The organism is Micavibrio sp. TMED2, from assembly GCA_002168225.1.
Classification (GTDB): Bacteria; Pseudomonadota; Alphaproteobacteria; order TMED2; family TMED2; genus TMED2.
The window spans coordinates 47,886-72,419 of the sequence record NHBH01000008.1; the positions used below are offsets into that span (position 1 = coordinate 47,886).

Sequence of the window (24,534 nt, forward strand, 5' to 3'; positions counted from 1 at the left end):
GTGGCAATCAGCAATATCCTGCATCTTGGCATAAAGGAATTACGCAGCCTTATTCGCGATCCTGTCCTGCTGTTGCTAATCGTTTATGCGTTCAGCCTGTCAATCTATGCCGCCGCGAAAGCCATGCCGGACAGTCTGAATATGGCACCCATCGCCATTGTCGATGAGGATCGCTCCCCCTTGTCGGGGCGGATTGCGGCGGCCTTCTACCCGCCTTATTTTGCGCCACCGCCGATGATCTCACAGCGTGAGATGGACACACGGATGGATGCCGGTACCGATACTTTTGCGCTCAATATCCCACCCGATTTCCAGAGCGACATGCTGGCCGGACGGCAACCGGCAATCCTGCTCAACATTGATGCAACCCGCATGAGCCAGGCATTCACCGGCAATGGCTATATTCAGCAGATTGTCGCCGGTGAGGTGCTGGCATTTGCCAACCGTTATCGTGATATCCAGCAACTGCCGGTTGAGCTGACACTGCGCGTCCGTTTCAACCCGCAACTGGATCAAGCTTGGTTCGGGGCGATTATGGAAGTGATCAACAACGTCACAATGCTGGCGATTGTGCTGACCGGTGCTGCCCTGATCAGGGAGAAGGAGCATGGCACGGTCGAGCATCTGCTGGTGATGCCGGTGACACCGTTTGAGATCATGATCAGCAAGGTCTGGTCGATGGGACTGGTGGTTTTGATTGCCGCCGCATTCTCCTTGTTGTTTGTCGTCGGCGGGGCATTGTCGGTACCGATCCAAGGGTCGGTCATGCTGTTCCTGATCGGCACGGCCCTGCATCTTTTCGCCACGACTTCAATGGGCATTTTTCTCGGGACGGCGGCACGTTCAATGCCTCAATTCGGACTTCTGCTCATGCTGATCCTGTTGCCATTGCAGATGCTGTCCGGGGGCACCACACCGCGGGAAAGCATGCCGGGTTTTGTGCAGGACATAATGCTTGTTGCCCCGACCACGCATTTTGTTTCCCTGGCACAGGCCATACTATACCGAGGCGCGGGATTGGAGGTGGTCTGGCCCGAATTTCTGGCTTTGCTGATTATCGGTGGCGGGCTGTTTGCCCTGTCGCTCAATCGATTCCGCAAGGCTATTATTACCATGGCCTGATGTCAGTTAGTTAATTGCGCTCCCATCGACCACGTCTGACGTTGATTGTTCTGTCCAGACATTTGGCAAGCCTTTTGATAAGGAAACAACATTTGAGACACAGATCCTTTGTTAGTAATCTTGTCTGGCAATGATTTTGAAGTTATTCTGCAGTGGAAAGCATAATGCGTACTATGATTAATTTAAATTATCTCATGGCTGGAATAGTTATATGAAAAAGCTATACTACATTATGGTGTTTTGGGCAATTTTATGGAGCTTTCCCGTCTATGCTAATCAAGAAAATAAAAATCTCGAAAACAACATTCCAAAGGAAATAATTGAAGATAAAATGAAATTTTTTACCTTAACAGTTGAAAATGATTTATTTGGTGCCGGAACTGATCAAAACTATACAAGCGGAGTTCGCTTTAATTATTTTGACACATCATCCATTACACCGCTTTCTGCTCAAAAATTAGATTATATGTTGCCTTTTTTTCAGATAAATAATACCACGTCAGTGTATTATGCACTGGGACAGAATCTTTATACGCCGGATGATATCAAGGCACGAGTGCCAGATCCAAGTGACCGTCCATATGCCGGTTTTTTGTACGGGGCTCTTGGCATGACCACCTTGTCGGGTGATCATATTGATGATCTGGAAATAACCGTTGGTGTGATTGGTCCTTGGGCGCTTGGTGAAGAAACTCAAGAATTTGTTCATGATTTAGGAAATTTTGACGATCCTTCCGGCTGGAGCTATCAGTTGGAGAATGAGCCAGCCCTTAATCTGGCCTGGCAGCGGCAATGGCCGGAAGCCTATGCCAGTCATTTTGGCTCACTGTACTTTCGGGCCAGCCCACATGTAGGCGTCTCAATAGGCAATATATACACATATGCATCCAGTGGTCTCAGTTTACAGTTCACGCCTTTTGAAACGCGTTGGCAATCCAAGCCCTTGCGGGTACGACCAGCAATACCGGGCAATGGACTTTTTGCAGTGCCTGAAAATCACCTGTCCTGGTCAATTTTTGCTGGTGTAGAGGGACGGGCTGTAGCACGAAATATATTTCTGGATGGCAACACGTGGGAAGATGGCCCCTCAGTTAATAAAAAGCCGTTTGTTGCAGATGCCAATGTTGGAGTAAGCCTCTCCTATGGGAAAACGCAGGTTTCTTATACACTTAATTGGCGTTCTAAAGAATTTGACGGACAAGATGACCCATCTATATTCGGCGCTATTTCTGTCGGTTATAGATTCTAGGCATTGAGTTCTGGCATTTGATGATGTGGATTGAGTGTAAAACGTTTGGGTTCGGCTAACCATTTTTGCAGATGTATTCGCATGGCGTAAAGCCGATGATGTCTTGTGCCTGCGCGCGAAATTATAAGCGGTTATGAAACTGGCGAGGTACGTGCGCAGCTGATTATGGCTATCGTAATGATATCGCTCAGACCATCCCTCGAACATCGGCGCTTGCTGTACCGCAAGCTCGCCGCTTAACATCAGATCCCTATCACTATCTGATCCCGCTACGGCACATCGCCAACGCCTCCCATGTCTGCGGCACCACCTTCAATGTGGATGGCGGTTTCCTGACCGCTGGCCTGATGGGGTCTGATGCCGGGGAGTACAGAATCCTACGCTAAGCGCTGAGCACTCTTTTCCCATAGTCGCGTAGATTGCCGTTGGGATCGACATACCGGATCACGAAGCAGCACAGGGCCGAGCCGGTCCCCTGCCCCGTCTGCCGGTGCCGGTCGATCCGATCGATCAGCCGCGGCAGCGCCTGTTGTTCCTGCAAGGCGATGCGCTCCAGCATGAACCAGAACTCGGGCTCGAGCCGAAATCGACCGCTATTTTTAAGGCATAGACACTCGCGCCCGCCTTCAAATGGGCAACACCAGCGATATGGTGCAGCAGGGCGTTACTCCGCAGCCAGATCGAATGCTTTTGGGCAAAGGGCTTTCCAGGCGTCGTATTGGGACAGGAAGACCTTGCCGTTCAGGTGGCAGATCAGATGCGAAGTCTGCAGCTTGTCCATGACCGGCCCCTTCACCTCCGAGAGATGCAATCCGACATCGAGGTCTTTCAGGCGCTCATTGATCGCCTCAAGGCTTTCGAGGGCGGAGAAATCGATCTCGTTCACCGCCGAACACATCAGAATGACATGCTCGACCTCACAGCCCTCGGCGGTACGGTTCTGGATGATATCCTCAAGGAACCGGGCATTGACGAAATACAGGCTCTCATCCACGCGCAGCATCAGCAGGCGCGGATCGGTCTCGACCCGGTGCCGTTTGATATTGCGGAAATGCTGGGTGCCCGGCACCAGCCCGACCTCTGCCACATGGGGCCGTGAGGTCTTGTAGAGATGCAGCATGATCGACAGCAGGACACCGGCGGAGACCCCGATCTCGACCCCGAGGCACAGTGTCAGCAGGATCGTTGCCACCACGGCGGCGAAATCGGATTTGGAATAAACCCAGGTCTTTTTCAGGATCGAGAAATCCACGAGGCTGAGCACGGCCACGATGATGGTTGCCGCCAGCGTTGCCTTGGGCAGGAAATATACCAGCGGCGTCAGTGCCACGGCGGCGATGGCTAGCCCGACTGCCGTATAGGCACCGGCAGCCGGGGTTTCGGCACCGGCATCGAAATTGACCACCGAGCGGGCAAACCCGCCGGTCACCGGATAACCGCCGGTGAAGGCCGCGCCGATATTGGCGGCACCCAGGCCGATCAGCTCCTGATCCGGGTTGATGCGCTGGCGCTTCTTCGCCGCCAGCGTCTGGGCGACGGACACGGATTCCACAAAGCCGATAATCGAGATCAGGATCGCGGGCATGGCCAGTTGTTGAATGAGGTCATAGGACAGGCCCGGCATGGTGAAGGGCGGCAGGCTCTGCGGTACCTCGCCGACAATGGCAACACCCTTGTCGCCCAGCCCCCATTGCCACGCTGCTACGGTGGTGGCAACCACCGCCAGCACCGGCCCGGCCTTGGTGCACAAATCGGCCAGCTTCGGCCCGAGGCCGAGCTTGCGCAGCAATGGCTTCAGCCCCTTGCGTACCCAGAACAGGAATGCGGTCGCCAGCACACCGACCACGAGCGTCGTGGTGTTGATCTGGCCCAGATGGCTGAACAGGCTGCCCAGCATCTCGACGAGGTTATGGCCGTGCGCCTGTACCCCGAGGATGTGTTTCAGCTGGCTGGTCGCGATCAGGATACCGGAAGCCGTGATAAACCCGGCGATGACCGGATGGCTCAGGAAATTGGCGAGAAAGCCGAGCCGCAATATGCCGAGCGCCAGCAGAAAGCCACCGGAGAGCAGCGCCAGGGTCAGGGCGGCAATGGCATAGCCTGCCGTTCCCTGCTCCGCCACCTGCCCGACCGCTGATGCGGTCAGCAGCGAGACCACAGCCACCGGCCCGACGGCAAGGGCGCGCGAGGTACCGAAAATCGAATACAGAATGATCGGTACGATGGAGGCATAAATCCCGGCCTCGGGCGGCAACCCGGCCAGCAGGGCATAGGCCAGCGATTGCGGGATCAGCATGATGGTCACGATAACCGCGGCCACCATATCGTTGGAAAACGCTTCCCGGTTATAGCGACGGCTCCAGTCAAGAACCGGAATGTAACGCCCAAGATTGCTCAACATGAATTTCTTGCTTTCAGATAAGGAAGGATGGGCGAAAGCGATCTGTCGCCCATCCCGTGATATGCGTTGGAAAATCCAGAGCCGGTTATTCTGCTGCCGGGGCGGGTCGCGTCACGGCAATCGGCTCCGGCTTGGCCAGCCATTCCTTGCCCCGCAACATGGCTTTCCAGTAGATCGGTGGCAGCATCTTTTCCTTCAGGAACCAGGCGGCGCGTGACGGTCTGGTGCCATCGAGTATGGCCTTCGGGAAACTCGGCTTGAGCACACCGCCATAGCCGAACTCCGCCAGCACGATCTTGCCCCGCTCGACGGTCAGCGGGCATGAGCCATAACCGTCATATTGCGCAACAGCCGAGCCACCGCGAATATCGGCGATGATGTTCTCCGCCACCGTCGGTGCCTGTTTGCGCGCTGCCGCCGCGGTCTTGGCATTCGGCGCATTCATGACATCGCCGAGGCTCCAGATATTGGCATAGGTCTTGTGGCGCAGGGTTGCCTGATCCACATCGACCCAGCCCGCCGCATCGGCCAGCGGTGACACCCGGATGAAGTCGGGCGCGGTCTGTGGCGGGCAGACATGGATCATGTCAAAATCCATGGTCACCGTAGTTGGCTCGGTATCCGGCTTTGCCACCTTGAAGGTCGCTTTCTTTGCCACCCCATCAATCGAGATCAGGTTGTGGAAAAAGTTGAGCGTCGCATCGTATTTCGCCACATACTCCATCAGTGCCGGGACGTAATCCTTCACCCCGAACAGCACGCCGCCGGCATTGTTGAACTGGATATCGATATTGTGCAGCACGCCGCGGCGGAACCAGGCATCACCGGAGAGATACATGGCCTTCTGCGGTGCCCCGGCACATTTGATCGGCATTGGCGGCTGAGTGAAGATCGCCCGCCCTTCCCGCATCTCGCTGACCAGCTCCCAGGTATAGGGCGCAAGGTCATAGCGGTAATTGGAGGTAACGCCGTTACGGCCGAGGGTTTCCTCGAGTCCCTCGATCGCGCCCCAATCGAGCTTGAGGCCCGGTGCCACGACCAAACGGTTGTATTTCACCACCCGGCAGCCATCGAGGATCACCGCATCATTATCGGGCTCAAAGGCCGCCACGGCTGCCTTGATCCATTTAACCCCGGTCGGGATCAGTGAGCCCATGGTCTTGGCCGTTTGCTGCGGCTCGAAGATACCGCCGCCAACCATGGTCCAGCCGGGCTGGTAATAATGAATATCCGCCGGATCAATGATGGCGATCTCGAGATCGGGGCTTCGCACCCGCAGGCTGGAGGCAACGGCAATACCACCGGCCCCGCCGCCGACAATCACGATGTCGTATTTCGCATCACCCACATCGGTCGGCGTCTTGCCGCCATTGGCAATCCGTCGGGCGACCCCGTTCATGTCGTAGCCAGCCCCTTTGGTCACCGCCAAAATATGAGCGATCGGCAGCTTGCGTGCCTGGCTCAGTGACCACAGGGTTGCCGAACGGGTACCGCTTCGGCAATAGGCGAGTGTCGGTGCCGGAAGCTCATCCAGCGCCTTGCCGAAATCCTCGGCATCCTCGTCGCGCACCATGCCGGATTTGATCGGAATGTAGCGGGTCTCGATGCCCGCAGCCTTGGCCGCTGCCTCGATCTCGTCAAATGTCGGCTGATCAGCACCCTCACCATCTGGTCGGTTACAGATGATCGAGCGAAAACCGCCTGCCTTTAACGCGGCAATGTCAGAGACACTGATTTGCGGGCTGACCGTAAGGTTGCCCGATATTTTCTTCAATTCCACGATGTTATTCCCTCTGTTTTTATTGCCCTTCTGACAATCAAAGCTGGTTGACCGGCACCTTCAGCATCGGGCGGCCATCATGATCCTTGGGCACCTGACCCGCGCGCATGTTCACCTGCAGTGACGGAATGATCAGTTTCGGCATGTCGAGCTGGGCATCGCGCTCGGTGCGGAACTTGACGAACTCTTCCTTGGTCTTGCCACCGCCCACATGGATGTTGTGGGCCTTCTCCTCACCGACCGTGGTTTCCCATTGGATGTCGCGACCATTCGGGCCGTAGTCGTGGCACATGAACAGGCGTGTTTCTTCCGGCAGGCTCAGAACCTTCTGAATGGAATCGTAGAGGGTGGCCGCATCACCGCCGGGGAAATCAGCACGGGCCGAACCGCCATCGGGCATGAACAGCGTATCGCCAACAAAGGCGGCATCGCCCATGACATGCACCATGCAGGCCGGGGTATGGCCGGGGGTATAGATGGCAAAGGCCTGCAGATTGCCGATCTTGTAGGTATCGCCATCCTCGAACAGCGCATCGAACTGGCTGCCATCACGCTGGAACTCGGTGCCCTCGTTGAACACCTTGCCGAAGGTGTCCTGCACAATCATGATTTTCGAGCCGATACCGATCTTGCCGCCGAGCTTTTGCTGGATATAGGGCGCAGCGCTCAGATGATCGGCATGAACATGGGTTTCGATAATCCATTCGAGCTTGAGACCACGGCTCTTGACCGCCTCGATCATGGCATCGGCATGGGTATAGGTAATGCGCCCCGCCGCATAGTTGATATCCATGACGCTGTCGACAATCGCACAGGCATCTGAGGTCGGGTCCTTGACGATATAGCTGATGGTATTCGTAGCCTCGTCAAAGAAGGCCTGAACATCGGGTTTTACAGAAGTATCAACTGGATAGGTTGTCATTGGACGTTTCCTCACGGTTTGTTTTTGGACAGGATTTTAGTCGTTGAAAGCTTGAGAACCGAGTGCCGGATAACCCGTGCCAGCAGCATCCCGGCGATCAGGGCAGCAACAAAAACCAGCACCTCGCTACGCCCGGTCCCAAGGGTCGGGAGCGCACCACCGGGACAGAACCCGGCAATGCCCCAGCCGATGCCAAAGACCAGCGAGCCAATAACCAGTGATGCAGTGATTCCGGTTGCCGAGGGCAGGTCGAATGAGTTGTCGAGCAGCGGTTTCGGGCGGCGCCAGGCCAGCCGGTAACCGATCACGGTAACAAGCAGTGCACCGGCCATGACCAAGGCCAGCGACGGGTCCCATGCCCCGGCAAGATCAAAGAAAGCCAGAACCTTGGCCGGGTTCGCCATGCCGGACACGGTGATGCCGAGACCAAACACCAGACCGATGAGATATGAGGCGACAAGCTTCACGGGAGACTTCATGACCCACCTCCCAGCACATGCCGGATGATGAAGACCGTCACCACCGCGCTTGCCATGAAACAGAGGGTAGCCACCAGCGAGCGTTTCGAAAACCGGGCGAGACCACAGACGCCGTGACCGGATGTGCAGCCGCTGCCATAGGTGACACCAAGCCCGACCAGCACGCCACCGATAACCAGCATCGGGGTACTGACCGGTACCTCGACCACCGGCATCTGGCCGGTCAGCAGGTAATAGACCGCAGGCGCGGAAACCATGCCCGCGAGCATGGCGGCCCGCCAGCAGAACTCGGCTCGTGATGTCGGCAAAATCGCATTACGCAAAATCCCGGTGGCGCCCAGAATGCGGCCCTGTACCAGCATCAGCAGCACAGCCGCCGCACCGATCAGCAGACCACCGGCAAATGATGCGATTGGTGTAAAATCAGTCCCCATAAACTCAGCACTCGCGACAGGTGCGCAGCCCAAGCAGGGAATAGATGGGGCAGATGCGGACACTGGCGACGATAATCATCACCAGCCCGACAGCCGCGGCACCATATTTGACCAATGGCTCTTCCACCACCGGCAGGCCGCTCAGAAACGCGAGCCAGAACAGGGCAAGGCCGAGTGCAAAGCGCAATGACCGATCAATCGTTCCGACATTGGTTTTCATGACTTTTCTCCCAAACAGGCATTTGAGCAGCAGATTACCGTCAGCCCCCTTGCCTGTCGGTGACCTTGTCACATACAGCGCAAAAAAAGCGTTTAGAGAAAAATCGTGTTTATTTTCAGCTAATTAAATAACGCCAAACGATCAGGCAGCGGCGGCGAGATTATCCAGCGCATCCCGATCAACCAGCGTGATCTGGCCTCGCGCCTGACGGATCCATTCCCGGCGCTGAAACTCGTTCAACTGTCTGGAGATAACCTCGCGGGCGGTACCGAGCTCGGTTGCCAGTTGCTGATGGGTGACCCGCAACTCATCCTGCCCGCATGACAGCGCCATAAGCCGGGCGGCGAGGCGCACATCGATACGACCGAAGGCCACCTCATCGATCACCCGGAACAGATTGGTGATCCGACCGGCATAGGCAGCGAAGACGAAGTCCCGAAATGCCGGTGCCGCAGAGACCAGATCGTTGAATACCTGCCGGGGAATGGCGACGGCCTTCACATCGGTTTCTGCAACCCCTTCGGCGGAATAGGCTTCCTGCGCCAACAGGCAGGCCGTGGTGAGCACGCAGCTCTCCCCCGCCTCGACCCGGTACAGAACGATTTCCCGCCCCCCTTCCGATGTCTGGGAAACCCGCACCGTGCCTTCGAGCAGCAGCAGCAGGTTATCGGGTATATTGCCGGGACCAAAAATCACCGTACCGGCGGGCACCGCCACCACCTGACTGCGACTGACCAGTATTCGCTGGATATCCTCCGGCAGGGATTGCAGCCCCTGAAAACGGTTGATCCAGACTGTTGTCTCACTCATGTCGCTGTTCCTGAATAGCCCGGTTCCGGCATGCCCGGCTGATGGTCGATGTGTCTGTTGCACATCTTGTGATTGCGCACATGACTATCGGTTTTTTTGATCTCTCACCAGCCCAATGTGACTTGGTTACAGACAGTCCGGCCCTGCCCGCTTTATCTGGCTCCATACCTCAACCAATGGAGATAATCATGAGCCTTCTGATTGGCAGCATTGTTCCGAATTTCGACGCCGACACCACAACCGGCAAGCTGAGTTTTCACGACTGGATCGGCGACAGCTGGGTCTTTTTCTTCAGCCACCCCGCCGATTTCACCCCGGTCTGCACCACCGAGATGGGCCGCACCGCCCAGCTCGCGGCAGAGTTTGCCGCCCGCAATGTCAAACCGCTTGGCCTCTCAACCGACACGGTTGAAGAGCACGAGAAATGGATACTAGATGTCAACGACACCCAGAACTGCACCCTGCAATTCCCGATCGTGGCCGATCCCGATCTGAATATCTCGAAACAGTTCGACATGATCCATCCGAACGAGAGCGAAACCGCTGCGGTCCGCTCGGTCTTCATTATTGACCCCAATAAGAAAATCCGCCTGACCATGACCTATCCCATGAGCGTCGGTCGGAACTTTGACGAGATTCTGCGGGTCATCGACGCCCTGCAAACCGGTGACAACAACGGTGTTGCCACCCCTGCCGACTGGCGTCCGGGTACTGCGGCAATCATTCCGCCATCCCTCAGCGATGAGGCGGCAAAGGAAAAGTTCCCGCAAGGCTGGGTCACCCATCGCCCGTATCTGCGGACTGTTGAGTTGGGCTGATCATTCCTGCGGCAGGATAGCGCGCTAAAGGTATGTTTTTAAATATTCCTTTAGCGCGCCACTATTCTATCTCGATTAGTAGATATCCGTTATTTAAGGGAGAGAAGCCGTGTTCGACGGTCTATCAGCAGAGCTACTGGCGCGGATTCAGTTTGCATTTACCGTGTCGTTCCACATCATTTTTCCAGCCTTTTCCATTGGCCTCGCCAGCTACCTTGCTGTGCTCAATGGGCTCTGGCTGTTGAAGCGTGATGCGGTTTACCTGAATCTCTTTAATTACTGGAAAAAGATATTCGCCGTGGCCTTCGGCATGGGGGTTGTGTCGGGTATCGTCATGTCCTATCAGTTCGGCACAAACTGGGCAGTTTTCGCTGATAAAACTGGCCCGATACTTGGACCACTGATGGCATACGAGGTGCTTTCAGCCTTTTTCCTGGAAGCTGGCTTTCTGGGCATCATGCTGTTTGGTCGCGATCGGGTTGGCGATAAGTTACATATGTTCGCCACGACCATGGTCGCCTTTGGCACACTGATGTCAGCGACCTGGATCTTGTCAGTTAATTCCTGGATGCAAACACCCGCTGGCTTCTCGATCAACGAGGTTGGGCAATTCGTTCCGGAGAATTGGTTTGAGATTGTTTTCAACCCATCCTTCCCCTATCGCCTGACCCATATGGTGCTGGCGGCCTATTTAACCACCGCCTTTGTAGTGTCCGCTGTGGGTGCGCTTCACCTGCTACGCAATGCACAAGACGCTGAAGCACGGCGTATGTTCTCAATGGCAATGTGGATGGCGGTGGTAGTCACCCCGCTACAGATCCTTGCCGGTGATATGCATGGCTTGAACACCCTAGAATACCAACCGGCCAAAGTAATGGCGATGGAAGGCCATTTCGACAGCCACCCTGATGGCGCGCCGCTGATCCTGTTTGGCTTGCCTAATGAGGCTGAGAAGCGGATTGATTACGCAATCGAAATACCGAAACTCAGCTCATTCATTCTAAAGCACGATTTCAATGCACCGCTGGATGGGCTCGACACCATCCCGGATGATGAGGAGCCACCGGTTGCGATTGTCTTCTGGAGTTTTCGCATCATGGTTGGCATCGGCTTTGCGATGCTGGGTGTCGGGCTGTGGAGCCTGTTGCGACGCCGTGGCGAAAGGCTCTATGAGGATCGCTGGCTGCAACGTATTTGCCTCGCCATGGGACCAAGTGGTTTTATCGCCGTACTTGCGGGCTGGGTAACCACCGAGGTCGGGCGTCAACCCTTTACCGTTTATGGCCTGTTGCGGACGAGCCAATCCCTAGCGCCCGTTGACGCACCGGCCGTTGCGACCTCACTGGTGGCATTCATCATCGTCTACTTTTTCGTCTTTGGCGCCGGTACTTACTACCTGCTTCGGATGATGAACAAATCGGCCACGACGAAGCGTCTTGGATTACGTGATGGCCCCATTCGGACCGCTGGTATTACACCTGCTCAACAAATTGATCTGACAAAGAAAACAGCGATGGCGGAGGGCTCCTCATGATCTTTGATCTGGCATTCATTTGGGCTGGCCTGATTGCCTTTGCCGTTCTGGTTTATGTGATACTCGACGGCTTTGATCTCGGCATTGGCATTCTCTTTCCATTCGGACGCTCCGAACGTGACCGCGATGTGATGATGAACTCGGTAGCGCCGGTATGGGATGGGAACGAAACCTGGCTGGTGCTGGGCGGTGGTGGCTTATTTGCCGTCTTTCCACTCGCCTACGCTATCATCATGCCCGCGCTCTATATGCCCATCATACTCATGCTCTTATCCCTCGTGTTTCGTGGTGTCTCCTTTGAATACCGTTGGCGCACCAAAAAATGGAAGGGTGTCTGGGATCTCGCCTTCTTTGGCGGCTCACTGATCGCAACCCTGTGCCAGGGTATTGCGCTGGGTGCCTTGGTCCAAGGCATTGAGGTGGAGAACCGAGCCTATGCCGGCGGTTGGTTTGACTGGTTAACCCCCTTCTCCTTACTTACTGGTGTTGCGCTCGTATTCGGCTACGCCCTGTTAGGCGCCACCTGGTTGGTTATGAAGACCGAAGGCGAACTACATATCCAAATGCGGCGCTATTCGTGGAGCCTTGGCATAGCGATGGTTGTTTTAATTGGCCTGGTCAGCTTAACTACGCCCTTACAGGATCCCGTCTATCTGGAGCGCTGGTTCAATCTGCCTGGCAGCCTTTGGACAATGATTGTCCCACTACTGCTGTTTATTGCGTTTTGGAAGCTATTCAGCGGCCTCAATGACCAGCGTGACGCGCAACCTTTCATCGCATCGCTCGCCCTGTTTGTGATCAGTTTCATCGGTATCGGTATCAGCTTTTATCCCATGATGGTGCCGCCAAGCCTGACGATCTGGCAGGTTGCAGCGCCGGATTCAAGCCTGGCTTTTGCGCTTGTTGGTGCCTTGATCTTATTGCCCATTATTCTGGGCTACACGGCCTATGCCTATTGGGTGTTCCGCGGCAAAGTCGATCCTGATGAGGGCTATCACTAATGACATCCGCGCCATCCTCATCAACTAAGAAACTCGCCTGGTTTATCGGGCTATGGCTGATCAGCGTAGGCCTTTTGGGCGTTGTTGCCCTCGTCATTCGCTATGTTTTAAATGGATAATAAATCATGAAACGCTCTGTTTTTGGCCTTCTGGCCAGCCTGTTTTTCGCCAACTTCGCGCAAGCACAAGAACCGTCTAACCTGCTCACCATTGTCTCCAGCCCAGAGCCACAGACGCAATTGATGAGCATGGTCTTAAGCATGCAATCATTACAGCAGGGCGCCAAAGTCGACATTCTGTTATGCGGCCCGGCGGGTGATTTGGCGTTAACAGCACCACCAGCTACCGCCACTCAACCGCAACAACCTAAGGGTATGTCGCCGCACGGCCTCATGAAAATCCTCATGGAAAAGGGCGCCACGGTCTCGGTTTGTGCGCTTTATCTGCCCAATAAGCCGGCGACAACTGAAGCGTTGTTGACCGGTATCGCAGTGGCCAAACCAGATGCGATGGCGAGACGAATTCTCGCCCCTAATACCAAGATTTTATCGTTCTAAGGAGTTGAACAATGGCGCTCAAAACACTTGCGATCTCGGCCCTTCTGGCTTGTGCAATCGCCTTCCCCGCAAACGCGGCGCCCGAGCCCGAAGACCCTGCGAAACAGACCTCATGGGGACTCTATCTTACCGCAGTTGAAGCCTATGAGATGAAGCAGGATCAGGGTGAGGAGGTTTTATTTGTTGATGTGCGTGAGCCCATTGAAATGATGTTTACCGGCTTTACCGATGTGGTTGATATCAATGTTCCTTATATGCTGGTTAACCCCAGCCAATGGAACAGCAAGCAAACCAAATTCTCTATGGAGAAAAACCCCGATTTTGCCGCTGGGATTTTGGCAGCATTAGAAGCAAACGGCCTAGATAAATCAGCGCCGGTCATCTTGATGTGCCGTTCTGGCGGAACCCGTGGCGCCCCTTCGGCCAACGCCCTTGAAGGCCTTGGGTTGGAACAAGTGTATGTTGTCGTTGATGGCTTTGAGGGTAGCACTTCAAAAGACAACCCAAACGGTCCATGGCGTTTGGTAAATGGCTGGAAAAATTCAGGCCTTCCCTGGAGCTATAACCTTAACGCTGGAAAAGTTTATCAACGACCGGTTACATTACCGCCATCGGGAGATTGATTTCCGTGATCGGTGGGCTTTTTTCATTATAGGAATGTCAAAAAGTGAAAACCCACGAAACATTCCCAAGAGCCATCAGCGAGATCCATTCGCGCCCCGCACTGCCTGTTACCGCGGGCAGTTTGGTAATGAATGCGGCGGTGCTAGTTGATGAAACCCGTGATAAGTCAACCGGGCTCCATGAAACAATTAGCTGGGCGCAGAATAATGGCTTCTCAAACGCTCATCAGACCGACCAGGAAGCCTTGCTCAGGCATGAGCATACGACCATTAAATGGGAGCGGCATACTGAGTTTATCAATATCACGGTGGTTGCCCCACTCACGGCAGAGGCTCAGACCAGGACATGGCTCAATGGTATCTTGACCGCACAGCGTGATGCCGGATCGCTTATATCGCAGTCGCGCTTTGATATCAGACCACTAGACGCTGATGCCGATATTTTTGCGGCTAAAGCTTTATCCGATGAATTACTTCACCACGCGTTACCGTCAGCGCAGGTCAAGATTTGGGTAAATAACAAAGCGCACATGATCCAAACCGCCTTGCAAAATGATGCCAATGATTTTGTGCGTTATCGCCTCGATGTGATTAACGCGCAGCCCGATCGCATCGGTCGCCTTGTTGGGGGTCTGCTCCGGCTGAGTGCAGGATCGTACGTTAAGCGGCCAGAACACGTTTCTCGTTTTCTCTGAGCTCGCCGTTTGGGCCAACGTATCGGTAGATTGTGACGGGTTCGACGGCCTTCAGCGCCTCGGCCAGGAACGGAGCCGCTGTGTCGCCGACCCAAATACCGAGGCGCTTGCGCGCTTCCTTGGTCCATCTGCTTCCCTGGCTCCGTGAAGGTGGGAGCGCATCGGGCGCATCGCCGACCAAATCCGGAGCCAGCTCACAGATGTCATAGGTCAGGTCCACATCTTCCGAGAACCGCCGGATCATCTGATAGGCCTTCGACAGGGACGTACCGCCCTTGAACACCAGCGGCGCGCCGATCTCAGCGTCGAACAGGGTGTCGAGGCACCAGACGACCCAAATGTCTTTCTCAAGCAGATGCACAGGCCGACCGGAGGCGCTGGCCGCTACGTCCAGCACCTCGCGTCGATCGGCAGCTGTCAGATCAAAATACGTCTCAGCCATGCGCCATCCGGCTCACGGTACCAGCCAGCCAGTCCGGCATCCGGCCCGCGACACGGGCCAGCTCTGCTCGCTCCTCGCTGTTCAGGGTAGTGCGCAGGCGCGAGGCAGCCGCCTCGGCCTTCTCAGGGCCGAGCCAGGCCAAGGCCCGGATCACCTGACCCGGTTTGGCATTGCCCAGAGCCAGCTGCCAGTTCGGCGCGTGGCGCAGCTCGACTTCCTGTTTGCCGAGCACCAGACGCCGGGATCGGCCAGAGGTCAGATAGACCGGGCGGGTCGGAACCTGGGTGGTCAAGCCCAAAGCATTCGCTGCCATGGCACCGCTGGCTACAATGCGCTCGCCGCGCTGTTCGGCCAAGGCCGCCATGGTCTTCTCGACCGAGGGGGCACGTTTACCGAAACGGCTTTCGACCGGCAGCACATAGGCACCGCGACCGGCGCGAAGCAGCGCGCCGCGTCTGGTCAGGCGCGACAGCGCCTGATCGACTGCGGCACGGCTGCCCAGATGCAGCAAGCCCTTGGCCGTCACCGGGACGCCCTCGGACAAGGTGCTGGCATGGGCCAGCACCTTCTCGCTCAACCGCTCTGTATGCCCTGCGGGCTGTGTGCTGACTGTGGTCATGATCCGTGCTCCTAGTGTCAGAAATATAGTGCAATTTCTGACACTCTGCAAGGATGCTGCGCAAGGCCGAGGCGCCTCCTGCCCCATCTGTCAGCATCGGTCAATCCAATCAATCAGATGCTGCAGCGGCTATTGTTTCTGCAGGCTAAGTGCAATTTGCACTGAGGCGCCCCATAGCCGACACAAACAGGTCGGCGTCACCAACCTGTCCGCCTTTCAGGGCGATTTCCAGGCCGTCAAAGGCTGGCGTGTCGCTGTGGCAGTGGCAGAAGGGTGCGCCGACGGCAAACGGGTACTTTGCCTCGAGCGCGGTAATCGGCAGGGTTTCGACAATCCGGCCGGAGGTATCGCCACCGGCAATGACCAGCCGCTGCAACCGGTGCTGCGGTATGGCGTTCAGGGCAATCTCCCCCAGTGCCTGCCCGATCCGCTGCTGGGCCTCGGCAAAGGCGATATTCCGCGTCTCACATAACCGTTCGAGTTCCCTGAATGCAGCATCATCGACAGTTTTGGCCGCATAGACGATCACCCCGGCATGATCGCTATATGCCTGCGCCAGCGCCGCAACAACCCGGCCTATCTCGGCATCGGCCTGCGCCGTATCAATCAACCGGGTGACATCCAACCGGAGCGCGGCAAATCCGGCTTTCTCGGCATGATCGATCTGCTCGGCAGTCACCGGTGAACAGCTGCCGGACAATACCAGCACCCTGTCAACCGGCGGATAAGCGGGAAAGTCCGGTGCTGTCGGTGCAATCAGGCCAGCCTTGCGCCAATGGGCGATCAGGGCATATTCCAGCCCCGATGACGCAGCGGTGAATATCTGCCCGTCACGGTTTTCCCAGACCAGCCGTCCGGCATGCGCCTGGGTATTGTCATCCACCACATCGAGCAGAGCAATCCCACCCTGCTCGCGTGCCACCTGCACCTTCGCATCCGGATTGCCGCGCTCCATATCGTCAATATCAACTGAGACAGACAGTAGGGATGTCTGTGCCGCCAGATGGCAGCGCAGATCACTTTCCTGCATCGGTGTCACCGGATGCCGGGACATCGTCGGATGCCGGTCGATGCGATAGCGGACACCATTCACCCCGGCAAACAGATGACCGAAAACCAGCCAGCGCTTTATCTGCGGCGCCCCGACAATACAGGGTGACCAGTTACCCGGCACCGCCGCCATGCCGTGCTCTATCGCCCGACCGATCGAGCCCACATGGGGCGCTGAATCAAATGTCGAGCAGACCTTGTACTGAATGACCGGCGCGCCCAGACCGGCAAGTGTCCGGAATACGGTCGGCAGGTTCTCATCCATCCATGCCGGTGATTGCGACCGGGCCGTACCGGCAATGCCGATCGCCCGATAATCAGAGAATTGCGCAAGCTGTTCCGCAGTCGGCAGCGCGGTAAACAGCACGGTTTTCAAACCGGCAAAGGACAGTACTTCCAGCGCATCGGTCGAGCCGGTGAAGTCATCGCCGTAATACCCGAGAACAACGCCGTCCGGCAGCGCATTGCTCTGGCTTGCGCCACTCATCCGAACGTCTCCATCGCTTCGGCAAGGATGGTGGATTTGCGGGCGGCCTCAGTGAGCGGCACGTCGTTCATTGCGGCATCCCATGCCTCGCGGAGCGAGCGGACACCGGCGGCAATACCCGAGGGATGGGCGATGATCCCGCCACCGGCGCAATAAACCAGATCGGGGCTCTGCAATGCTGCCCAGGTCGGTGCTGCCTGCATCACCGACTGTCCCGAGGAAAAGATCGGGATCGCCAGTAACGGCTTGTCCTCAAACAGCGGGGTCAGGCACATGCGGGCCGAGGCAATGACGCTCTCATCCGGCTCCCAGAACTTGTTCATCAGCCCGTTGACATGCATGTGGTCAATACCGGCAATACGCCAGAATTTCTGCCATGCCGAATAGCCCCAGCCATTATCCCGCGACCGGCCAAGATAACCCCAGCCATTGCGGTGCCCGTGAATGGGCAGGCGACTGTGACGACGCAAGGCAGTGGCACCGGTCAGCCCGACCGAATTCAGGCTGATCATGATACAGGTGCCGCCGCGCTGTTCGACCAGATCATGACGCGCCATCATCTCGTCCAGCTCACCGGTAATATTGGCGGCATACATGACCTTTTGACCGGTCTTGTCATGATGACGGTCGATAACGTCCATCACGGCATTGAACCGTTCCTCGAACGGGCAATGCGGACCATCGGCCTGCAACTCATCATCCTTGATGAAGTCGATACCACCGGCACACAGATCCTGCACCAGATCTGCCGTGGCCTGCGGATCGAGACCAACCGACGGCTTGATAATCGTGCCGATCAGCGGTCGCCCCTCAACCCCGGACAGCGCGCGCGTGCCGGTAACCCCGAATGCCGGTCCCGGATAACGCTCGGCAAGACCGGGCGGAAATTCAATGTCGAGCAGTTTCAGGCCGGCAACCTGCTTCAGCTCGAACAGATTGCCGGCAACGGTAGCCATGATATTGGGCAGCGATGGCCCCATATTCTCCATCGGCCATGACAGCAGCATTTCATAGCTGCGGATTTTGGCACCCGTCACATCGGAAAGCTTTGAGCCCGTCAGTACCGGATCACCGCTGTCCTCTGTCTCATGCAGAAATTCGACAAGCGCGCCTGACCGTTGCTTCAGCTCGGCACTCTCCCCCGGTGTCGCGATGAAGGTGCCGGATGATTGTTCACCCGCCACGGTTGCCGCCACCTGCTCGGCTTCCAGCGCGGTACGCAACAGATACTTGGCATATAACCGCTCACCCATGTCAGATACCTCCGCTACCTCAGCGCAATAACAGTGTTGGAATGACCAGCGAGAACCACGGCACAAAGGCAACGATCAGCGTGGCCGCAAGCAGCACCAGAAAGAATGGCAGCGAAGCCTTCAGATACCGCATCAGGGAAATGTCGGCGATCGCCATCACAATGAACATATTCATCCCCACGGGCGGGGTAATCAGCCCGAGCATCAGGGTCAGCACCATGACCGTGCCCAGATGAACCGGATCGAGCCCGGCGGAAACCGCAATCGGGATCAACAGCGGTGCCACCAGGATCAGTGCCGCATTGCTTTCAAGGAAACAGCCGACGACCAGCAGGAACCCGATAATCGCCAGAACCAGCAGGGTTGGACTTTCGGCCAGACCGCTCAGATTGGTGGCCAGCGCCTGTGGCACGCCGAGCCATGTCAGCAGCCATGAAACTGCAGCGGCACCGGCAATGATGAAGAATATCGACCCGACAACAACGGCGCTGCTGACCAGCACATCGTAAAGCCCCTTCAGGTTCAGCTCCCGGTACCAGAACATAGTGACGGCAATGGCATAAATTGCCGCCACTGCCGATGCCTCGGTCGGGGTGAAGACACCCGACAGGATACCGCCGACAAGCAGCACCGGGGCCATCAGGGCGGGCAGGGCACTCAGGAAGGTCTTGCCCAGATGCTTCAGACTGGCTCTTGCCCGGGTCGGCAGATTGTGGCGATGGGCAAGCCAGACAACCATCAGGCACAGGGCCGCGGTCATCAGCAGGCCCGGCAACAGCCCGGCAACCAGCAACTGCGAGATCGGGGTATTGGTAATGGCACCGACAATAACCAGCGGGATGCTGGGGGGTACAATCGGGCCAATGGTGGCCGATGCTGCGGTGACGGAAGCGGCAAATGCCGGATCATAACCTTCCTTGGTCATGACCTTGATCTCGACCTGACCGAGGCCTGATGCATCGGCAACGGCAGAACCGGACATGCCGGACATCAGCAGGCTGGCCAGAATATTCACCTGTGCCAGACCGCCTTTGACATGGCCGATCAGGGCATTGGCAAAATCGAAAATCCGGTTCGTAATGCCACCCACATTCATCACCTGCCCAACCAGTACAAAAAACGGCACTGCCATCAGCGGAAAGCTGTCCATGGCACTAAACATTTTCTGCGGTATGACCAGAAGTGGAACGGTAATACTCGGATCAACAAGCAGGAAAACCAGAGGTATGGCAATCAGCGCAATACCAACCGGGAAACCAAAAAACAGAAGGAACAGGCCTGCTGCGGATGAAAAAAACAACGGCACTATCTGCTCTCCCGCACGGGGTTTTCTTCGATGGCAGGGATATTGATCTCACTGCCCACGGGACTGTCTTCATCAACCGTATCCGCAGAGGTTTCAGCGGTTTTCTCGATACCTGCCCAGATCATGGCACAGCCGAGCAGCTGGCCGATAATCATCAGTCCGATGCCTGTTGGCAGTGACGCATAGATGTAGCTCATGGACAGGCCGAGACCGGGCGTGGTCTGACGGGCAGCGCGCTGCATCAGATCCCATGAGTGATAGAAGAGAATACCTAGAATGGCGCAGGTCAGCAGCGTTGCCAGAATCTGCAGCGCCAGCTTCAACCGACCGGGCAACGGGACCGATCCCATCAGCGCAATATGTTGCCCCGATCGGGAACAGAGGGCCGCGGCCAACATGGCCATCCAGACCATGCTGTATCGGGCGAGTTCTTCCGACCATGACAACGGGCTGGAAAATACATAGCGCATCACCACCTGCCCGCCGACGGCGGCAATCATGACAACAAACAGGGCAACGCATATGGCACTCAGAGACCAGCGATAGCCACGATCAAACCAGATGAGGGTGCGACGCATACAATATCCGTGAAAAAAGAGTGGGCGACGACAATGCGCCGCCCACAGCAGTCCAGGGAGGAGTGCTTAGTAATTCTGACCTTCGGCAACAATGCTGTTGTACAGCTCGGTGAAACCTTCAACGTCAGAAAATTGCTTGTAAACATCAGCCGCAGCCGCACGCCATTCATCCATCTTCGGATGGGTGATGGTCATTTTCTGCTCGGCTTTTTCCATGCCTGATTTCGAACTCTTCTCAACCAGATCATCATTGTAAACTGCGGCCTCTTCCGCGGCTTCGAGGAAGATTTCCTGATCATCCGCCGGAATGCGCTGCCACATGTTCTCAGAGGCGAGCAGCACCATGAAACCATAGAGGTGTTCGGTATCGGCAAGGTAATCGACCGCATCATCGATACCACTGCTGGTAATCAGACCGATCGGGTTTTCCTGACCATCGATGGTACCCAGTTGCAGGGCCGGAACCACCTCGGGGAATGCCATTGGTGTCGGCTGTGCGCCGAGGGCTTTCCAGATCGCAACCCGGGCAGGCATTTCCGGCACGCGAATTTTCATGCCTTTCAGATCAGCCAGCTTATCGACTTCCTTATTGGTGGTCAGCAGACGTGGCGACCGCATAAAGGTCGCAATCTTGCGGGCACCGACATTGTCGACAATACGTTGTGAGATTTTCTCGCCGATCGGGCCATTCATCACGGCACGGACATGATCGTTGTTTTTGAACAGCAGGTCCCATTCAACAATCATCAGGGCCGGATCGAAGTTCTGCAGAATACCACCCAGCACGGCCATATCCATGGTGCCATACTGAAGACCTTCGGCGATTTCGCGCTCACCGCCAGCCTGACCACTGTGCAGAATATCAATACGGTATTCGCCATTGCTCTTCTCCTTCACCAGATCGGCGAAGTGCATGGAGGCATCAACTTCGGGTGTACCCGGCGAGCCGACAAGGCCCATCTTGAATACGGTTTCGGCATGTGCCGTGCCAATCAGCGCTGACACGGAAAAGACAGCGGCCAGAACGGCCGTTTTTACGGATCTCATAATTTCCTCCCGGAAAATATTTGTTGTTCACAGACAGCTTCTTCCGACGAATCTGTCTTGACGTGACCCTGACATCATATGTCATATGTCGTCAATAGAAACTGACATCATACCGCCGACTTGTTAGAAAGACTGTGAAAAACCGCATTTTTATAATCGATACAGCTTCGGCAGAAAGCGCAGATACATATGATGTCATTTGATTCAGCTCCAGCGCCCGGCAACCAGTCAGCATCCGCGGTCAAGGATGTGATCAGCTTTGTTGAACGCGGTGTTCGCGACAATGCGTTTCGTGATGATGGCCGCTTGCCAACGGAAAACGAGATCTGTTCCGCAGTAGGCGTCAGTCGCACCCCGGTGCGGGAAGCCATGAAAATTCTCGATGCCATGGGCGTGGTCGAAATCAGACGCGGCATCGGCACTTTTCTCAGGCCACAGGCTGGCACCGCGCTCGGCTGCCTCGTCATGTTCCAGTCGGCAATGACGATGGCAACTCCGCAGCAACTGTTTGAAACCCGTCTGATGGTGGAGCGCACAGCGGCAGAGCTTGCCGCCGACCGCCGCACGGAAAGCGATCTGAAGGCCATCCGTGATGCCAATGAGCGGATGCGCATTCACGCCACCGTACAACCCGCCGATCTGGACAAGATCACCGAAGCCGACATCGCGTTCCATGATGCTGTCTTCGATGCCAGTCACAACCCCCTGATCTCTGCGATGGGCAAGTTTGTCGTCAACCTGTTTGCCCCCTGGATTCAGGAAGGCCACCGGGTTGCCGGCGGCATGGTGTCGGTCCGCAACCACGAGCTGATTATCCAGGCAATCGAAACAAGAAATTCGGGCAAGGCCCGTGAAGCAGCCTTCGACCGCTCCGTCCATGAAGGGCTGGCGCGGTGGCAGGCAAGGCTGGAAGGGCCACCGCCCGATAACCTGCCGAAATAACATTCAACAGAGGAAACACTATTTATGCTGCAAGACAGAGTTGCCACCGTCACCGGTGCCGGTCGTGGAATGGGTGAAGCCATCGCCCGCAAGCTGGCCGAACGCGGGGCCGCCGTGGTGGTCTCGGATATTGATGAGGCCAATGCGAAACATGTGGCCGAGGAGATTACCAAGGCCGGTGGCAAGGCAATCGGCATCCGAACCGATGTCAGCGATGAAGAGGACGCAGCAAAGCTGGCACAGGCCGCCGTCGATACTTTTGGCCAGCTCGATATTCATGTGAACAATGCCGGGATCAGCACAACCAAGCTGTTCACCGAAACCACCAAGGCGGATATGGAGCGGATTATCGGCGTCAACCTGATTGGGGCCTTCCTGTGTGCCCAGGCCGCTGTCCGCCACATGCTGCCACGCAATTACGGGCGGATTATCAACATTGCCTCCCTCTCCGGCCAGCGCGGCGGGATCGGGCGAACAGCCTATGGCACGTCCAAGGCCGGGCTGGAACTGATGACCAAGGTGATGGCTGTAGAGCTGTCGAGCAAGGGCATCAATGTCAACAATATCGCCCCGGGGGCCATCGCCACCCAGATGGCGGTCGAACAACATGATGCGAAAACCCGCGAGGCATATCACTATCTGATCCCGCAACGCCGCTACGGCACGCCAGAGGAAATCGCCAATGCCGTCGCTTTTCTGGCTTCAGACGACGCCTCCCATGTTTGCGGCACCACCTTCAATGTGGATGGCGGCTTCCTGACCGCTGGCCTGATGTTCGAGCATGACGGTCTCGACGTACCGAAAACCCCGGCCATTGGTACATAAGAAAACTCTGTCGAAATGCGCAGGGGATGCAGCATCCCCTGCGCACCCAGATCTCAATAAACATCTGGCAGAAGCCCGAAACCGGGCAGACAACAATGCCCGCCCGGCCCGGTAAATGTGCCGTTTCGTGATCCGTTTACTGGTTGTGATTATGTGTTGTGATTATTGATTGCAGGCCGGTGTTATTACCAGCCGCGATTACACAAAGACGTAATCGACCCCGGCGGTGAGGCCACCGGTCACGCCGGTAATGGTGATGTCGAAACTGCCGCCGACCCCGTCATCGAGGGTCCAGACATAATCCGCATCCGGGTTGGTGAAGGTAGCGGCGGGATCGAAGCCGCTGAACACGATCTGATCCGTACCGATGGCGAAATCAGCGATAATATCCCCGGCCACATCACCGACGGCAAAGACGAACTGGTCAGCCCCGCTGCCACCGATCAGCGCATCCGATCCGGTCCCACCGATCAGGATATCATCGCCAGCACCGCCATTCAGGCCGTCATCACCGGTGCCGCCGATCAGGCTGTCATTATCGTTGTCGCCATAGAGCAGGTCGTCCTCACTGCCGCCATCAAGCGTATCGGCCCCGTAACCGCCATAGAGCAGGTCACTGTCCTGATCGCCGGTAATGCGATCCGCACCACCGCCGCCATAGACCGTATCCTCGCCATACCCGGCCAACAGCCAGTCATTACCACCGGAACTGCTATAGCTGTTGCTGTCTCCCAGTATCAGGTCATCACCGTTACTGCCGGTAATGGTATCAAGGCCGGTGTTACCATAGATGATGTCATCGCCATCACCACCATCAATCCGGTCGTTGTTATTATCGCCACGGATATAGTCATTTCCAATGCCACCATTCATGCTGTCATTGCCATCACCGCCATAGAGGGTGTCATTGCCGGTGCCGCCGCTGAAAGTGTCATTGCCAGTGCCACCATCCATAAGGTCATTACCGTCAACACCGGACAAGTAATCATTACCATTGAAGCCTATAAGCGTATCATTGCCGTCACCGCCATTCAGGGTGTCATTACCCCAGCCACCATTCAGACTGTCAGCACCGGTACCACCATCAAGTTGATCATTACCTTCAGCACCAAACAGCGTGTCATTGCCACCATTGCCTATAATAAGATCATTATAAACGGTTCCTTCAATATACTCACTGGTGTTATCGCCGCTAAATACGGAATCAAATCCAGACATGTTATCACTCCTTGAATACTCGGTTGGATGAAGAGAGTTTCTCTAGTGATAGTCATTACCCAGCACACATCATTCGGATTGCGATCTGTCAATCCGTCGGGCGACCGTTGCCGCCTCTCTCA

27 protein-coding genes are annotated in these 24,534 nt (G+C 56.3%); 11 read left to right on the forward strand and 16 right to left on the reverse strand.

The window, feature by feature from the left end; translation table 11 throughout:
* Positions 1-1,122 carry a hypothetical protein gene (locus CBB62_11570; protein ID OUT39953.1) on the forward strand — a complete coding sequence of 374 codons (1,122 nt, stop codon included), beginning with the start codon at positions 1-3 and terminating at the stop codon, positions 1,120-1,122.
* Between the two features lie 211 nt (positions 1,123-1,333).
* Positions 1,334-2,371: a hypothetical protein gene (locus tag CBB62_11575; GenBank protein ID OUT39954.1), complete on the forward strand. Its 1,038-nt coding sequence runs from the start codon at positions 1,334-1,336 to the stop codon at positions 2,369-2,371.
* Between the two features lie 382 nt (positions 2,372-2,753).
* Here the strand turns inward: CBB62_11575 and CBB62_11580 are convergent, their stop codons facing one another.
* The 8 genes from CBB62_11580 to CBB62_11615 form a co-directional block, all read right to left on the reverse strand.
* Positions 2,754-2,930, reverse strand: coding sequence for a hypothetical protein (locus tag CBB62_11580; protein OUT39955.1), 177 nt, complete (start codon positions 2,928-2,930; stop codon positions 2,754-2,756).
* 105 nt (positions 2,931-3,035) lie between these two features.
* The gene (locus CBB62_11585; protein OUT39983.1) at positions 3,036-4,769 is read right to left on the reverse strand and encodes a sodium-independent anion transporter; all 1,734 of its coding nucleotides are present in this window, start codon (positions 4,767-4,769) and stop codon (positions 3,036-3,038) included.
* Between the two features lie 88 nt (positions 4,770-4,857).
* Positions 4,858-6,552, reverse strand: coding sequence for a TIGR01244 family protein (locus tag CBB62_11590; GenBank protein OUT39956.1), 1,695 nt, complete (start codon positions 6,550-6,552; stop codon positions 4,858-4,860).
* Between the two features lie 37 nt (positions 6,553-6,589).
* Positions 6,590-7,474 (reverse strand): MBL fold metallo-hydrolase, encoded by an 885-nt coding sequence (locus CBB62_11595; protein ID OUT39957.1) that lies wholly within the window; start codon positions 7,472-7,474, stop codon positions 6,590-6,592.
* A gap of 11 nt (positions 7,475-7,485) precedes the next feature.
* Complete coding sequence (locus tag CBB62_11600) at positions 7,486-7,941, reverse strand: permease (GenBank protein ID OUT39984.1); 456 nt, start codon at positions 7,939-7,941, stop codon at positions 7,486-7,488.
* A gap of 8 nt (positions 7,942-7,949) precedes the next feature.
* A complete protein-coding gene (locus CBB62_11605; GenBank protein OUT39958.1) occupies positions 7,950-8,387 on the reverse strand; it encodes a hypothetical protein in 438 nt (145 codons plus the stop codon).
* Between the two features lie 4 nt (positions 8,388-8,391).
* Positions 8,392-8,607, reverse strand: coding sequence for a hypothetical protein (locus CBB62_11610; protein OUT39959.1), 216 nt, complete (start codon positions 8,605-8,607; stop codon positions 8,392-8,394).
* A 141-nt stretch (positions 8,608-8,748) separates the two neighbouring features.
* The gene (locus CBB62_11615; GenBank protein ID OUT39960.1) at positions 8,749-9,417 is read right to left on the reverse strand and encodes a Crp/Fnr family transcriptional regulator; all 669 of its coding nucleotides are present in this window, start codon (positions 9,415-9,417) and stop codon (positions 8,749-8,751) included.
* Positions 9,418-9,605: 188 nt separating this feature from the next.
* Between CBB62_11615 and CBB62_11620 the strand changes: the two genes are divergently transcribed.
* The 7 genes from CBB62_11620 (at position 9,606) to CBB62_11650 (ending at position 14,645) form a co-directional block, all read left to right on the forward strand.
* On the forward strand, positions 9,606-10,235 hold the full coding sequence (locus CBB62_11620) for a peroxidase (GenBank protein OUT39985.1): 630 nt from the start codon (positions 9,606-9,608) through the stop codon (positions 10,233-10,235).
* A 109-nt stretch (positions 10,236-10,344) separates the two neighbouring features.
* Complete coding sequence (locus CBB62_11625) at positions 10,345-11,769, forward strand: cytochrome ubiquinol oxidase subunit I (GenBank protein ID OUT39961.1); 1,425 nt, start codon at positions 10,345-10,347, stop codon at positions 11,767-11,769.
* Positions 11,766-12,770 (forward strand): cytochrome d ubiquinol oxidase subunit II, encoded by a 1,005-nt coding sequence (locus CBB62_11630; GenBank protein OUT39962.1) that lies wholly within the window; start codon positions 11,766-11,768, stop codon positions 12,768-12,770. Before CBB62_11625 ends, CBB62_11630 begins: the two co-directional genes overlap by 4 nt.
* Complete coding sequence (locus tag CBB62_11635) at positions 12,770-12,889, forward strand: hypothetical protein (GenBank protein OUT39963.1); 120 nt, start codon at positions 12,770-12,772, stop codon at positions 12,887-12,889. Before CBB62_11630 ends, CBB62_11635 begins: the two co-directional genes overlap by 1 nt.
* 6 nt (positions 12,890-12,895) lie before the next feature.
* Positions 12,896-13,327 (forward strand): hypothetical protein, encoded by a 432-nt coding sequence (locus CBB62_11640; protein ID OUT39964.1) that lies wholly within the window; start codon positions 12,896-12,898, stop codon positions 13,325-13,327.
* A gap of 11 nt (positions 13,328-13,338) precedes the next feature.
* Positions 13,339-13,950 (forward strand): sulfurtransferase, encoded by a 612-nt coding sequence (locus CBB62_11645; GenBank protein ID OUT39965.1) that lies wholly within the window; start codon positions 13,339-13,341, stop codon positions 13,948-13,950.
* 44 nt (positions 13,951-13,994) lie between these two features.
* The gene (locus tag CBB62_11650; GenBank protein ID OUT39966.1) at positions 13,995-14,645 is read left to right on the forward strand and encodes a hypothetical protein; all 651 of its coding nucleotides are present in this window, start codon (positions 13,995-13,997) and stop codon (positions 14,643-14,645) included.
* On the opposite strand, the gene CBB62_11655 is transcribed toward CBB62_11650, so the two are convergent.
* The 7 genes from CBB62_11655 to CBB62_11685 form a co-directional block, all read right to left on the reverse strand.
* Positions 14,611-15,087, reverse strand: a complete 477-nt coding sequence (locus CBB62_11655) for a hypothetical protein (protein OUT39967.1) — start codon at positions 15,085-15,087, stop codon at positions 14,611-14,613. The two genes, CBB62_11650 and CBB62_11655, sit on opposite strands and share 35 nt — an antisense overlap.
* Positions 15,080-15,706, reverse strand: coding sequence for a hypothetical protein (locus tag CBB62_11660; protein OUT39968.1), 627 nt, complete (start codon positions 15,704-15,706; stop codon positions 15,080-15,082). Before CBB62_11660 ends, CBB62_11655 begins: the two co-directional genes overlap by 8 nt.
* A gap of 145 nt (positions 15,707-15,851) precedes the next feature.
* Complete coding sequence (locus tag CBB62_11665) at positions 15,852-17,243, reverse strand: hypothetical protein (protein OUT39969.1); 1,392 nt, start codon at positions 17,241-17,243, stop codon at positions 15,852-15,854.
* Positions 17,240-18,496, reverse strand: a complete 1,257-nt coding sequence (locus CBB62_11670; GenBank protein ID OUT39970.1) for a ribulose 1,5-bisphosphate carboxylase — start codon at positions 18,494-18,496, stop codon at positions 17,240-17,242. Before CBB62_11670 ends, CBB62_11665 begins: the two co-directional genes overlap by 4 nt.
* 19 nt (positions 18,497-18,515) lie before the next feature.
* Complete coding sequence (locus tag CBB62_11675) at positions 18,516-19,805, reverse strand: hypothetical protein (protein ID OUT39971.1); 1,290 nt, start codon at positions 19,803-19,805, stop codon at positions 18,516-18,518.
* Entirely contained in the window at positions 19,802-20,380 is a 579-nt protein-coding gene (locus CBB62_11680; protein ID OUT39972.1) for a hypothetical protein, read from the reverse strand. Before CBB62_11680 ends, CBB62_11675 begins: the two co-directional genes overlap by 4 nt.
* A 66-nt stretch (positions 20,381-20,446) precedes the next feature.
* Positions 20,447-21,427 (reverse strand): hypothetical protein, encoded by a 981-nt coding sequence (locus CBB62_11685; GenBank protein OUT39973.1) that lies wholly within the window; start codon positions 21,425-21,427, stop codon positions 20,447-20,449.
* A 189-nt stretch (positions 21,428-21,616) separates the two neighbouring features.
* Between CBB62_11685 and CBB62_11690 the strand changes: the two genes are divergently transcribed.
* Positions 21,617-22,369, forward strand: a complete 753-nt coding sequence (locus CBB62_11690; protein OUT39974.1) for a hypothetical protein — start codon at positions 21,617-21,619, stop codon at positions 22,367-22,369.
* Positions 22,370-22,393: 24 nt separating this feature from the next.
* Positions 22,394-23,194, forward strand: a complete 801-nt coding sequence (locus tag CBB62_11695) for a short-chain dehydrogenase (GenBank protein OUT39975.1) — start codon at positions 22,394-22,396, stop codon at positions 23,192-23,194.
* A 198-nt stretch (positions 23,195-23,392) separates the two neighbouring features.
* Here the strand turns inward: CBB62_11695 and CBB62_11700 are convergent, their stop codons facing one another.
* On the reverse strand, positions 23,393-24,412 hold the full coding sequence (locus CBB62_11700; protein ID OUT39976.1) for a hypothetical protein: 1,020 nt from the start codon (positions 24,410-24,412) through the stop codon (positions 23,393-23,395).
* Between the last annotated feature and the right edge of the window lie 122 nt (positions 24,413-24,534).